The 13,928-nt window shown below is 69.9% G+C and carries 6 protein-coding genes and 1 pseudogene; 2 read left to right on the plus strand and 5 right to left on the minus strand.

Features of this window, described 5'->3' with window-relative positions:
- Positions 1–147, plus strand: a pseudogene (locus KVT39_RS34440) (IS5/IS1182 family transposase); the annotation flags it as partial.
- Positions 148–458: 311 nt separating this feature from the next.
- Positions 459–809: a phasin family protein gene (locus tag KVT39_RS34445; protein ID WP_217591175.1), complete on the plus strand. Its 351-nt coding sequence runs from the start codon at positions 459–461 to the stop codon at positions 807–809.
- A gap of 1,196 nt (positions 810–2,005) precedes the next feature.
- Here KVT39_RS34445 and KVT39_RS34450 read toward each other — a convergent pair.
- The 5 genes from KVT39_RS34450 to KVT39_RS34470 form a co-directional block, all read right to left on the minus strand.
- Entirely contained in the window at positions 2,006–2,224 is a 219-nt protein-coding gene (locus KVT39_RS34450) for a hypothetical protein (RefSeq protein WP_254640745.1), read from the minus strand.
- Between the two features lie 197 nt (positions 2,225–2,421).
- Entirely contained in the window at positions 2,422–7,098 is a 4,677-nt protein-coding gene (locus tag KVT39_RS34455) for a hypothetical protein (protein WP_217591177.1), read from the minus strand.
- Positions 7,095–11,114: a hypothetical protein gene (locus KVT39_RS34460; RefSeq protein WP_217591178.1), complete on the minus strand. Its 4,020-nt coding sequence runs from the start codon at positions 11,112–11,114 to the stop codon at positions 7,095–7,097. Before KVT39_RS34460 ends, KVT39_RS34455 begins: the two co-directional genes overlap by 4 nt.
- 2 nt (positions 11,115–11,116) lie before the next feature.
- Positions 11,117–12,172 carry a hypothetical protein gene (locus KVT39_RS34465; protein WP_217591179.1) on the minus strand — a complete coding sequence of 352 codons (1,056 nt, stop codon included), beginning with the start codon at positions 12,170–12,172 and terminating at the stop codon, positions 11,117–11,119.
- A complete protein-coding gene (locus KVT39_RS34470; protein WP_217591180.1) occupies positions 12,169–13,926 on the minus strand; it encodes a hypothetical protein in 1,758 nt (585 codons plus the stop codon). Before KVT39_RS34470 ends, KVT39_RS34465 begins: the two co-directional genes overlap by 4 nt.
- Positions 13,927–13,928: the final 2 nt, after the last annotated feature.

Here is a 13,928-nt window from a genome sequence, read left to right on the forward strand (position 1 = left end):
AAGAACCTCTTCCGTCATCGCAAGGCGCGCTACAAGGGACTGCTCAAGAACACGGCGCAACTGTTCAGTTTGTTCGCCTTGGCGAACCTCGTGATCGCGCGAAACCAATTGCGGACGATTCATGGGAGCAATCCATCATGCGTGTGAGAAATGCGAGAAATGAGGCACTTCCTCGGGTCGAACTTCTCCGAACGGGCGACGCTTCGCTTCGGCATTCAGCCTTGCCACGCCCGCGTCGTCGATAACCTCGCGTGATCGCCTATTAATCAGTGATTCCCTAGGGCATTTACCTACGGAGCGGTGCGCCGGATTCAATAGCATCAAGCTAAAATCTTTGACATAAATCGACATTGCGGTCATGCAGGGAACAATGGCGGTTTCCCGACTTGCCCTTGTCTTCAAGTCTTCCGGATAGGCATGTGCAAGGTATGCGTCGAACCACACAAGGGAGCGTATGAATGATGGATTTCACACCGGATCAACTTGTTGCGTCGGGCAAAGCCAACGCAGCCGCCATGTTTGCGCTCACGAACCGGGCATTCGAAGGCTACGAGCAAATGATTCAACTCAATCTCCAGGCGGCTCGACAGGCGCTTACCGAAAGCGGGTCGTACTGGGCCGAAGCACTGTCGTGCAAGTCCCCGGAAGCAGCCATTGCACAGCAAACGAAACTCTTGCAATCGCGCGCCGAGCGAGCATTGTCGTATGGTGGTCAACTCGGCACCATTGCGTCACGCACCCACGTGGAATGGATGAAGATCGTCGAATCGCAATACGACGTTCATTCCCGCAGTGTTCCGCACCTTTAAACGTCTTACAAGGTACACACCGGTCCGCACGACGGTTGCGATGAGTTCGCTGACTACGTCGTTTAGGCCGCGCATTATGCGCGTCTCGAGTTGTTTCACGACACTATGATGGCCGGAGCGTCGTGCGTCGGCGCATATTGCCAACATCCGAATGTTTCGCTGCGAGGCCCCTATGCTCACGATGCTAAGTCCGCACGAAATCTCAACGTTGATGATGGCGTGGGATGCCCCGGACCAGATTGGATCTCACCGCGAGGAGCTTCTCACGCTACTGGAGCGCCAACTGGTCACCTTTGAGCCCTCGGCTTCCGATGATCGACGGATCCAGGTGACAGCTGAGGGGCGTGCAGTCCTGAAGGCGGTTTCGCGAGTTCGCTAAGCAGTGTCGGCAGGACCGGCTTGGGCTATTCAAGCAGGCCGCGCAGCGCGATAATCGACCACAATGCCCGGAAGCAAGTGGGCGTCAGCCGTCGCCTGGATTGGACGCAATGACGGAGGCAACGATGGACGGATCATGGGTGGGGATTGTGGTCGGGACGTTCGTGCTGGTCCTCGCGGCGATTGTTGTTGCGAATCACTATCGCCGTGAGCATCGTCGTGCGGAGTTGCTTAAAAATCTGGATCACCACGATTGGTGCAGATGGACTCACACTCATCATGCCGGTTCGCGAACAGCGAAAAGATAAGGTGATGTTTCGCGAAGCGTGAATTCAAATATATCGCGGCAGATTTCTCACGAATCGGACGATTACCGCAAGGCGGTGGACTTCTTTCTGCCGGACCGCGTCGGAGCAGGGTGGTGGGCGCACGGTGTGCTCGGCGGTATCCCCGCCGCTGCCTCGCGCAGAGTGCGTGGCGCGTCGGCCGGCCCGATCTCGTCAAACGGTCGACGCATCCCGCCGGTGAGTGTTTGCGGGAAGCGGAAGCGGTTGACGTGCTGCGTCGAGTGTCAGGCCGCCACGCATACAGCTTTGCGCAGGCCGCCACCGCCTAGACTATGATCGTGCAACGGTTGCGGCGACGATAGTGGCGACCGATGCCCCTATGGGCGATCCAATTTGTTAGGATTCCACGTCAAAGTTGACATAATTAACACTGACACCTCGACACGCGTTCAACGCGGCTGGTGCTCGACCTGCAGGTCTGTCCGAGCTCTGTCCGAATCGAAGGCGCGCAGGCGAGCACGTCATCGATCGTCAGCGTTCCGCGGAGTCGTCCAGGGTGTCCTTATGGACAACTTCGACGTCGACAGTTCGGCCATCGTTGCCGAACGCGCGAGTCTGCCGCCGCAGCGCGCGCGTCTTCCACCACAGATAACCGACGGCGATCGCGCCCGCCGCGAACATCACCGCGAGCAGGACCATCGACAGCATCGCTGCGGCCACGAGCACGGCCGCGCCGAGCACGTAGGCCAACAACCGGCCGAACCATCCGGATCCGCCGACCCGGATCTCCTTGTCATATCTCACACGCCGTGGAGGCGGTCTGCCGCTCTGCATCGCTCGTCCCAAGTCGCCGCCGGCCGAGGCGGGCGGCGGTCGTCAGTCGACCATCGCCAGACTGTGAACCGCAGTCGCCGCCAGTGCAAGCCCGTTATTCACGTGAACAGACCCTAATCCGCGAGGGATGGCTCCGCGGCCAGCCCGAGCGCGTGCAGCATGATGCTCAGCAGATCGAGCGCGTTGTTCGTTGCCGTGCCGCTCAGCGTGCAGTCGCGCGTGAAGCGCTGCGGCCCGCCGACCGGCTGCACGCCGATCTGCAGCGTCGCGTTCACCGCGCCGGCTGTCGCCGCCGTAGGCGAGAAGCGTGCGGTCACGATGCGGACGTCGCCCGGCTGCAGCGTGAACGGCGTCGCGGGCGGTGTGGCGAGCGTGAAGCCCGGATTGCCGCCGGCGACGATCGCGATGCTGCCGATTTCCGCCGGTACGAAGCCGACGTTCTCGATCCGCGCGTCGAGATCGAGCGACAGCGTCGGCGGCGTGATCCCGAACGGGAGCGTCTGTGTGATGCCGACGCGGATCGGCCCCGCGCCGGTGACGCCGTCGCCGGAACAGCGCAGTGTCTGGCTGCCGGCGCTGCTGTCGATCTGCATCTCGCCGCCGCGCCGCCCCGCGACGCTCGGTGTGAACACTACGTCGAGTACGCGCTGCTCGCCGGCCGCGAGATCGAACGGCGTGGCAGGCGGCGCGTCGAGACGAAAATCGCCGCCAGCGAGTGCCACGTCGAGATGCATGACCGACAGCGTCGCGCCGCCCGCGTTGTGCAGCACGACTTGGCGGCGCCGGTCGCGGCCGAGCACCGTCGACGAGAAGCCGAGATTGCCGCGAACGATCAGCTTCGCGTCGGCACTGCGCTTGAGCTCGAACGCGCTGCGGCCGTACGTGCCGATGCGGATCGTGCTGGCCGGCGCGGCGGTCGGGGCGAGCACGACGCGCTGGCACGACACGTTCGGCAGATTCGCGCCGACGCGCTCCCATCGATTCGACGCCTCAAGCCAGCGTAGCACCCCCGCGTCGGTCGCGACGTAAAGCGTCGACGGCGCGGTGCTGCGGTCGAACGCGGCCGACAGCACCGGCAGGTCCGGCACGTTGCCGGTCGCCGCGAGCCGTGTGCCGCCGATTTCGCGCCAGTTTGCGCCGCGATCGTCGGTCAGGTACACATGGCGCGTGCGGAACAGCGGGTCGGTCGCCGAGTAGCCGGAGTAGACGATGGCCACGCGGTTGCCGTTCGCGACGGCCGGATCCTCGGCGATCGCGGCGATCGACGTGCGGCCGCCGGGCGTCGTGTCGAGCGCGGGCGAGGCGGCCCAGGTCGCGCCGCCGTCGGTGGAGAAGCGCACTTCGCCGGAACGCTGTGCGCCGCCCGACGTGCGCGCGCGCACGCCGACCCAGAGCCGGTTCGCGGCCGGGCTCACGATGCACGTGATCTCCGACGGGAACTGGCTCGTGCCCGCGACCTGCGTGAAGTTGAAGCCCGCGTCGTCGCTGCGGAACAGCCGCCGCCCGTCGGACGCATAGATGCGCGTCGCGGGGGCCGGCGCATTTGGCACTAGCGCGATGCGCACGAAACGATCGTGCGTCGCGGGCAGGCCGCGCCCGAACGTCGGGCCGGTCGCGCGCGGGCCGTTGCGCCACGGATTGTTCCCGGCCACGCCGACGAGTTCGAAGCTGTTGCGGTCGATCACGCGGATCGTGCGGCCCGCGCCGTTCGACGCGGTGTTGCCGGGCACGTTCGCGATGTCGACCGCGTCGCCGGTCGCGAAGCAGTGGTCGGGCGCGGTGACGACGAGGCCGTGGCCGCTCGCGGCGACCTGCGCGGCGCTCGGGTGCGTCGTGAACACGATCGGCACCGCCTGCACGGTGCGCGGGCCGCGCACGAGGCCGGTGTTCGGCATCGGCGTCAGCGCTGGATCCGTGCCGTCGCTGCCGTCGAGCGTGAACGCGGTCGCGTCGACGACGGTGATCGTCCACGACGGCCGCGCGGCGTCGTTGTTTGCGGCCGTGTTGCCGAGCACGCCGGCGACGTTGACCTGATCGCCGGTCGCGAAGCCGTGCGGCCCGTCGGTCGTGATGCGGATCGGCGCTTGCAGGCTCGCGCCCGCGATGCGCAGCGTGCGCGGGTAGCGCGGGCCGCTCGCCTGCGGCCCGGATTCGAGCGCGGGCAGGGCGGCCGGATGAAAGCCGTTCAGCCGGAACTGGTGATCGTTGTCGACGGTGATCGTGTAGCTGCCGTTCGCGAGGCCGCCGGCGCCGGTCGCGCCCGAGATCGTCACGCGGTCGCCGGTGACGAACGGATGCCGCAGGCAGGTGATCCGCGCCGACGCGGGATTCATGTTCTCGATGCCTAGGATCGGCACCACCGCGTTCTGGCCTTGCGACACCCAATTGACGCCGCCATCCCGGCTCAGGATCAGGTCGCCGTTGGCGAGCCCGTAGACGATGTTGCCGTTCGCCGGATCGACGGCCGTGTGGCTGCCGTCGCCGTCGGTGCCTGCGGACCAGTTGCGCGCGGCGTCGATCGCGCGCTTGCCGGCCGTGCCGGTGTCCTGCATCCCGCCGAACGATACGCCGACGTCGGCACCCTGGCCCATGTCGAAGCCGACGAACAGGTTGGTCTCGATCCCGACGTTCAGCGACACGTAGCTCGCGCCGCCGTCGTCGCTGCGAACGATGCCGCCGTCGGTGCCGACGTACGCAGCGGCCGGCGCGGTTGGCTGCCCGGCGGCCCAGTTCCAGTGCGTCGGCGGCGCGAACGTCAGCTCGTGGTGGTCCCAGTGCAGCAGGCAGAAGCTCGCGGCCGGCGAAAAGTTGCCGACGGAATTGAAGTCGACGCCGCCGCCGGTGATCGGCGTGACGGCCGGCCAGGTCTGGCCGCTGTCGGCGGACGTGAAGAGCTGCTTGAGCGCGATGTAGAGCCGCGTCGGGTCGACCGGATCGACGCCGACCGTCAGGTCGTAGTTGGTCTGGTTCGCCTCGTTGCCGACGAGCCGCGGTTGCAGGTTCGCGAGGCGCGACGTCCAGCTCCGCCCGTGATCAGACGACACAAGCAGCGTACGCAGCCGCGCGCTCGATCCCGAGCCCGACTGTACGGCGGCGAACAGTACGCGGCCGTCGGGCATCGGCGCGGTGGCGCGGGTCAGCATCGATTGCGCGACCGCGACGTTGCCGTAGCTGGCCGGCACGCCGGGCGCGCCGCGCAGCAGGTCGCGGGAGCGCACCGGCCCGTCGCTCGTCAGCGCGAGGCGGTTGAGCCCGCCCAGCGGATCGCCGCCGCCCGCCTGCACAGCGTAGAGCGCGTGATTCCATACCGAGGCGGCTTCGACGCGGCCGCCGGCGCCGCCATAGGCCGCGTTCATCCGCGTGCCGGGCAGCCGCACGTGATCCGGCTGCCCGGCGACGAGCCGCACGCGCCGTTGCCGGTCGGCGCCGTTGATCCCCGGCAGGCCGGTCACGCGCACCGTGTCACCTTCGCGCAGCGTGTGGCCAGGCGCGGTGATCTCGATCGCAGTCGTCGTGTTCGCTGCGGCGTTGATCGAGAACGAGATCCGGCGCGGCGCCGCATCGATCGTGCCGCTGCCGGCCGCATATGCGCCGGTGCCGCGCGACGCGTCGAGCTCGAAGCGATCGTCGTCGACGACGCGGATCGACCAGACGCCGTTCGCGCCGCGGTTGCCGTTCACGCCGTGCACCGCGACGACGTCGCCCGAGACGAGCTCGTGGTTCGCGCTTGTCACGACGATCGGCAGCGCGCCGGCCGGGTTCGTCGCGCCGGTCATCGCCAGCGTGCGCGGCCGCGCGGGGCCGATCGCCCAGCCGGACGCCGCACCGCCGCCCGCGCCGGACGAGCCGCGCAGCGTGAAGTGATCGGCGTCGACGACGTCGACGAGCCAGCTTCCGTTTGCGAGGCGGTTCGGCGCCACGCCGCCGACGAACACGCGGTCGCTGTTCTGGAACCCGTGCGCGGTGCAGCGCACGTTGATCGGCGAGTCGGCGCTCGCGTCCTCGACGCGCAGCACGGAAGTGGCCGCCGGGTCGACCTGCAGCGCGCTGATGAACTGCTGGCTGGTCGACACGCCGGTCGTGTCGGCCGGCTCGAACAGCATCAGCGACGCGCCGTCGTCGAACGCCGGCGGATTGCCGCCGAAATTGCGGCCGCCGTCGACCGACAGATACAGGCCGCTTTCGGTCGCGACCAGCAGCGTATTCGGCGCCGGGCAGACGATCCGGTTGATCCCGGCCGACAGGAACGCGCGCGCGTCGTCGTCGCCGTACGCGGGCGCCCATGTGTCGCCGCCGTCGAGCGACCTGAACAGCCCGCGCGCCTTGCGGATGCCGCCGCCGCCTTCGAACAGGTTGCCGGTGCCCGCGTAGACGATGTCCGGGTCGCCCGGGTCGATCGCGACCGCGCCGATCTGCATCGACGGCAGCAAGTCGGTCAGCGCGTGCCAGGTCTGGCCGCCGTCGCCGCTTTTCCAGACGCCGCCGCTGTTGGTCGCGATGTAGAGCCGGCGCCGGTCGCCGCTCGGGTCGATCGCGATGTCGACGACCTGGCCGGAGTTCGGCCCGATCCCCTGAAAAATCTGGTCGCCGAGCACGTGCAGCGGCGCGGGGCCGATGTTTTCCCACCAGCCCTGGCCACCGAACGGCACGCGCTCGATGTCCGCGATGCTGCGGCCCCATTCGCTGCCCTGGCGGTCGAGGCCGCCCGCGGGCAGATCGTGCTGGAACGACAGCGCCTCGGGTTCCTCGGCGCTGCCTTCTTCCTCGCGATCGTCGTCGTGCTCGCTCATGTTCCGCTTCCCGGTGCCGGTTTTTCCGGCGACAGTTTGAGCCAACCTTCCTGACCTTCGACCGGGTCGCGCGGCAGTTCGCCGTCGCCGTTCGAATTGATCACCTGATCTTCCTGCCACGTCGTCGCGTCGACGCGGTGGCACCAGCTCCACGTGCCGTTCAGCTCGGCCGCGAGTGGCATCCGGATGCGCTTCGGATCGACGAGCACCGGGCCGAAGCGGAAGGTCGGCGCGATCGCCGCGAGGCCGCCCGTCACCCATTCGCGGCGCATTCCGATCGCCTTGCGCGGCAGGAGCCCGCAGGTCGCGTTCACGACGCTGTGCGGCTCCATCAGCAGCGTCAGCATCACGGTCTGGCCGGGCCGCAGGAAGATCACACCGGACGGATCGACGAAGTCGTGATCGACCGGGCTCGCGCCCGCCTGCGTGGCGACGCCGAGATCGTCGGCGAAGTGGTCGTAGTAGCCGGTCGTGCGCGTCGGGTTCTGCAGGAAGCCCTGGCCGGGCCCGAGCGGGCGCGCGAAGCCGGCCGCGGCCGGATCGGGCAGATGCAGCGTCCGGTAGTCGTCGTCGACGAAATAGCCGAGCAGGCCGTCCTGCCACTGCGCGAGCGCGCCGAGCCGCACCGGCACCCGGTGCGCCTGCAGCGCGTCGGGCGCGATCGGCTCGCGGATCTCGAGCGTGAGCCGCGCGCGCATCACCGCGACCGGATGGCCGACGAGCAGCGACAGGTGCTCGTCACCCGCATGGCCGAACGGATCGACGGTCCACAGCGTCGTGTCGATCACGCGCAGCAGCGACGACAGCGCGGTGTCGAAATCCGGATCGCCGCGCGTCGAATCGGCGACGCCCCAGTCGACGAGGCCCTGCGCGATGCCGGCGAGATGCGGATTGCCGATCGCGCGCAGCGGCGACGCGCCGACGGTGCTCGGCTTGCCCGGCGCGTCTTCCCACTGCACGCCGGCGTCGCGGTCGAAGCGCACCGCGCCGATCCCGCCGCCGTCCGGCGCGTGGAACTGCAGCTCGGCGTCGAGATGGTCAGGCAGCAGGAAGCCGCAGAGCGGCGTGCGGTCGTCGCGCGCCTCGGTCGCGTCGTCGGCGGCGGCCATGAAGCGGAACAGCAGCCGCGTCGGCGCGGTGAAGCGCGGCGAGAGCTCGAGCAGGTCGGGGCGGTCGGCGACGGTCATCGGCTCGGAGCGGATCACCGTCGTCATGTCGGCGTTGCTCGTCGCCGACGAGCCGGCCAGATCGACGATCTGCCCGAAGCAGTCGACGAGGCGCAGACGGCGGATCCGCAGATAGCCGGCGCGCAGCGCGAAGAACGGCGCGGGCGCCGGATCGCCGGACGCCGGCGCGGCGGTGCCGTCGGCGACGTAGCCGACGCGCAGCCGCGTATGGAAGCGGTCGAGCGCGCCGGCGAGCACGTCCATGTTGGCGAGCGCCTCGGCGACCGAGCGCAGATCGGCGTCGCCGGCCGCCGCCGCTCGCGTCGCGCGCTGGCCGACCGGCATGTTCGCGAGCTCGGTCAGCAGCGTTTTCGCCATCTCCGAATGGAACTGCTCGATCATCCCCGGCTTCAGCGCGGTCGATCCGCCGGACTGCCGCGCGCGGTCGAGCGTCTGCCGCACCGCGGCCGCCGCGGTCTGCGCGGCGCCGGGCGTCAGCAGCGCGCGGCCGCGCAGCACGATGCCGGCCGGCAGCGCATCGGCGGGCGGCACCGCGTCGGCCTTCGCGTCGAAGTCGATCTCGCCGAGCTGCCAGTCGCTATCGCCGCTCGACAGGTATTCGACTTCCCAGTCCAGATGCAGCGGCACCCACGGACGTTGCGGCGGCGACACCGCGATCGCGCACGGCAGCGTCCCCGCGAAGCCGCTGCGCGCGCCGAGCGGCGCCATGTCGCGATGCAGGTCGCGCGACGCCCACCAGATCGTCTGCTCGACTGCGTAGGTCTTCGCCGCGCGCTGCACGGCATCGCGCGAGAGCCGCTGCGCGGCGCGCGCCGACGCACGCGCGCCGAACGTCGCGGAGCCCGGATCGAGGACCGCGAGCTCGTTGAGCAGCGCGTCGCATTCGGGCGGCACGCTGCCGTTCGCGACGCCGCGCGCGAGCAGGTCCGGCCCGCGCAGCACGCCGCCGCCCGGCAGATCGTGGATCGCCATCGGCGCGAGCTCGCGCACGGTTGTGTCGCTGACGCGGCACGGCAGCGTGCCGTTTTCGGAGAAGCGTCCGTCGGCGCCGTGCTTGAACGAGCGGTTGATCCCCTGCAGCAGGATCACCGGATCGGACGGGATGTAAAAGCGCGGCAGCGCGCGCTTCACCTCGACCGGCTGCGGTGCGGGATCGCCTGCCGGCGGCATGGCGACCGAGTCCGCGATGCGGCGCAGGTTCGCGATGTCGCCGAGGCTGCGGTCCGCATGCACCTTCACGCCGCCGAGCTTCGGATTCACGCGCTGCTCGCTCGCGACGACGCCAATGCCGAGCGCCTGTCCATGCACGACGCCCCGGCCGCCCTTGCCGCCGGGTGCGGCCGGCAGCTTGCCGCGGAACACGCCGGGGTCGGTCTTCGACGGATCGACGCGCGGCGCGCCGGGCGCGCCCGCCGGTGGCCGCTGCATGATTGTCTCGGTCACGTAGCCGCCGGGCAGCGAGCCGAAGCTGGCCGCGTGCACGCGCACGTCGACGCGGCTCGCCGCATCGGCCTCGTCGAGCTGATCGGCGCCGCCGAGCAGCGCGGCCTCGAGCGCGCGCGCGTCGTCGGCCGAATGGTTGGTCGCGGCGAACAGCGCGGCGAGCGCGTCGGTCATCGTGTGGCCGATCGCGACGCGGATGTCGCCGGCCGGCGGCGGCCCGCCGACCTGATCGCCGCCGCCGAGCAGGCCCGACGGTGCGACCGGAATGCCCTGATTCGGCCAGCCGATGCCGACCACGCCGCCGTGCAGCAGCGTGTATTTCGGCCACCAACTGTCGACGATCCGGTGATAGCCGCCGACCGGCAATCCTTCGCGGTCGATCGGCGCCGCCTGCACGACGCCCTCGACATCGAGGCTATGCGCGACGTCGAACGCGGCGCGGCCGCTCATGTCGAGCGCCGCGCGCATCATTGGCATCTCGGTCGCCTCGCGCGTCTCGAGGCCGACGAGCGACGCCGCGCGAATGCGGTCGTACGCATGCGCCGACTGACCGTACGCGCCGGCCGGCAGCGACCAGCCGAGTTCGCCGATGCGCGCCTCGAACGCCGCGAGCGACGTGATCGAATCGCCGAGCACGTCGCGCGCCGGGTCGCCGTACCAGCCGCAGACGAGATACGCGAGCGGGCCTTCGTTCACGCCGTCGAGCGCGTCGTGGAACGCGAGGCGGTTCGTCACGTTGTCGTAGTACGCGGCCCATGCGGGGTCGCCGTTGCCGAGCGCGGTCAGCGCCTTGCGCGGACGGTTGTCCGGCGCGCCGCCTGTGGGCGCGGCGGTCGGATTCTCGCTCGTCGGCCGGGTCGCGTCCGGCCCCGGCTCTTTCCACGCATCGAGTGGCGTGACGACCGGCGCGCGGCCGCCGGCCTCGATCACCCAGCCGGTGACCGCGCGCCGCGACAGGCTCCGGTCCGCGCCGCCGCCGATGCGCAGCACCAGCCAGCGGTCGGGAATCGCCGGAAACGTCGCGCCGTTCAGCTTCGCGCGCTCGGCGGGTGTCGCGTCGTCGGGCGGAATCGCGCCGACACCGCGCGTGAGCCCGTCCGGCAGCGCCCAGTGCAGATGCACCCCGCGCGCACGCGGCGTCGCCCGCTCGGCGAACGGCGCCGGCAAAAGCTGGCCGGCCTCGATCGCGATTTCCGTGTCCGGATCGGGGTCGCGCATCGCGCAGTCGGCCCAGACACCGCCCTCGGCGCGCACGACGAGCGCGTCGACCTGGATCGGCACGAGCACGCGCGGCGTGCGCGGCAGGTCCGGATGCCAGGTCGCGGCGGCGCGCGGATCGAGCCCGTTGGCGACGGCCGCTGCGAAGAGCCGCTTGTCGATGGCCATGATCATTTCCCCTTTGGACCGAACGCCGTTTCGACCGCCATCTTCAACGCGACCTGCCGCACGCGCTGGCTCACGCCGAGCACGCGCGGCTGCGTCGGCGCGGGCGGCTCGCCCGCCAGATCCTCGGTGCCCTCGAAGCGCTGCCGCCACGGCGGATCGAGCACGGCGATCGCGAACGCGGCGCTGCCGCTTTGCACGATCGGCGTCTGGCCGGTGTCGTCGATTTCGGTGCCGGCCTTCGCCGCGAGCTGGTCGCGCAGGCGTTTGATGTCGATCACGTCCTGGCGGCGCGCGCGCCGCGGCAGCGGCACCGGCACTGCGCGGCCGCCCTTGACGAGGAGCTGGCCCGTCTTCGTGCGCAGCGGCACGGTCGCGCTGCTGCCGTCGCTCGACACGTCGACGCCGAACTGGATTCCGTGATGCGGCTCTTCGAGCGTCACGAGCACCGGCACGCCTTCGAACAGCGCGAACAGCACGCCCGGCGACAGCCGTTCGAGACGCAGCAGCGCAAGCTGCTTCGAGATCGCGTGATCCGAGCTCGCGTCGAAAGGCTCGGGGATGCGCTCGGTGTACGCGCGCACGTCCATGTGCGGCCAGCCGGACACTGTGCCCGAGCGCAGCACGAAGCCGGTCACGAGATCGGCCGACGGCGGCGTGCCCGCGAACGTCTTCGCGCGGATCGTCTCGAAGCCCTCGCGGCCGCGCTGCAGGCTGCGCACCATCCGCTCGGACACGTCGAGCGTGCGCGATACCGCGTCCGCGTGGCCCTGGTGATGTGCCTGCTCGCGGCTGCCGATCTTGCCGACCGTGACCGCACCGTCGACGAGCCGGTCGGTCCACGACCGGTCGAGATAGAAGAAGCGGATCGATTCGTCGGGCAACAGGCGCGGATCCGGGATCAGATACTCGAACGGCACGCCGACGAGCAGCCGCAGATGCGCGAGGAACGATTCCATGTACGGCGGCATGCCCGATTCGGGCGCGGCGGCCGGCACTTGCCCCGGCTCGCTGAGCCGCGCGCGCAGCGCGTCGCGGCCGGTGGTCAGCGGTGCTCTCATCGCGTAGTCCTCCCGAACGGGCCGAGCTGCGCCTTCACGTTGTCGAGCAGCTGGCCGCGCAGGCTCTGCAGCCGCGCGAGGCCGACAGTGTCGCGCAGCACCGCGTCGAGCGTCTCGATGCCGCCGAGCGCGAGCGGCGGCGCGTCGACCGCGGTGCCTAGCAGCGCGTCGCCGGTGCCGAGCAGCGCGCGCGCATGGTCGAGCGTGTCGAGCGAGAACGTCTCGCGCACGAGTTCGATGTTGAATCCGGGCACGGCAGCCAGCGTCGCGAGCCCGGTCGGATCGGCGAGCGGCCCGCAGCCGGCGTTCATCCGGCCGACGACCTGCGTCGCGAAGAACGCCGCCATCGGCAGGTGATCGTCGATCAGCTGCACGATGCGCAGATAGTCCTTCATGAAGCGGCGGCTGTCGGTCAGCGCCGAGCGCAGATACGCGCCGCGCCGCCAGCGCATCAGCTCCTGGGCAAGCCGCGCGTCGGCGGCCGCGAGCAGCCGGCCGACCTCGAACGCGCACGCGTACGACACGTCCTCGGCGCCGACGTCCGGCGCGACGCGCCGCGCCTGATCGGCACTGTGGTATGGCCCGTTCGTATCGCGCGTGAGCGGCGTGCCGACGAGCGGCCCGCGATAGAACACGGTTTCCGGCGCGCCGAGCCGGTTGATCGATTCGACGCGCAGATGGCCGGTGTCGAGTATCTCCGGGCCGCCGTCGTGCGGCTTGCCGATCATCCCGACGTCGAGCGCCTGCATCAGCGCGCGGAAGCTCGCGCTGCCCTCGCATTCAAACACCCACGTCGTGAGCAGCACGAGCGACGTCTGGAACAACCGCACGTGCGGCGCCTGGATGCGCTCGGCCAGTGTGAGCGCGCGCATGTCGTCGCGCGCGGAAGCCATCGCCGGCCCAGGCATCGCTGCCGGCGCGGCCCCGACGGCGACGTCGAGCGGCAGCGTGGTGCGCGTGCCGGGCGGCGGTGCGCCGCCGACCGGATAGTCGACGAGCACTGTGTCGGCCATCGCGAGCGTGTCGACGATGTGGAAGCCGAGATCGGGCGCCGGCGGCAGCTCGGGCACGATGTCGGTGCGCTCCTCGATCGACACGAGGCAGCAACGGTACTTGCGGCCGCGCTGCGGCAACCGGTTGCCCATCACGACCGCGAAGAAGCCGTCGGAATCGCCGGCCGCGAGCTCGCGGTCGTCGACGTTGACCTGGCGCACGTGCGTCAGCAGCGCGAGCTCCTCATACGCGGGCATCAGGTCCGCGACGAGGTCGCGCGGCGCCGTTACGGTGTCGACGAGCAGATCGCGCGGCACGCCGAGCCGGTCGACGACGGCCGTCGGCAGCTTGTCGCCGATCTTCTGCTTGGTCTCGATCGTGCACTCACCGTCCTCGAAGATCAGCAGCGCCATCCACGGAATCGGCGTGCCGCCCGCGTTGACCGGCGTGCCGTCGACGCTCGCGCGCGCCGCCGAGAACGGCCGCTCCCACGGCAGCGTGCGGCGGCCGAGCGCGACGTGCGGAATCGCTTCGTCGAACGGCCCGTGGCCGTTCTTCGGCGGGAACATCCCGGACACTTCGGGTGCCGCGAGCGTGAAGCGCGGCCCCTCGACGTTGAAGTACGCGATCCGGTGGTCGAGCGGCTTGTCGCCACCGCCGACCGTCACGCCCGTCGATACGTCGAGCCGGTACTGGCCGTCGTAGAGCGGCGGCAGGATGTAGTCGTGGAGCAGCATTTCGCCGACTTTCGGGTCTGCCATGG

Origin of the sequence: Burkholderia sp. GbtcB21, assembly GCF_019091065.1 — a bacterium.
GTDB classification, from domain to species: Bacteria; Pseudomonadota; Gammaproteobacteria; order Burkholderiales; family Burkholderiaceae; genus Burkholderia; species Burkholderia pyrrocinia_C.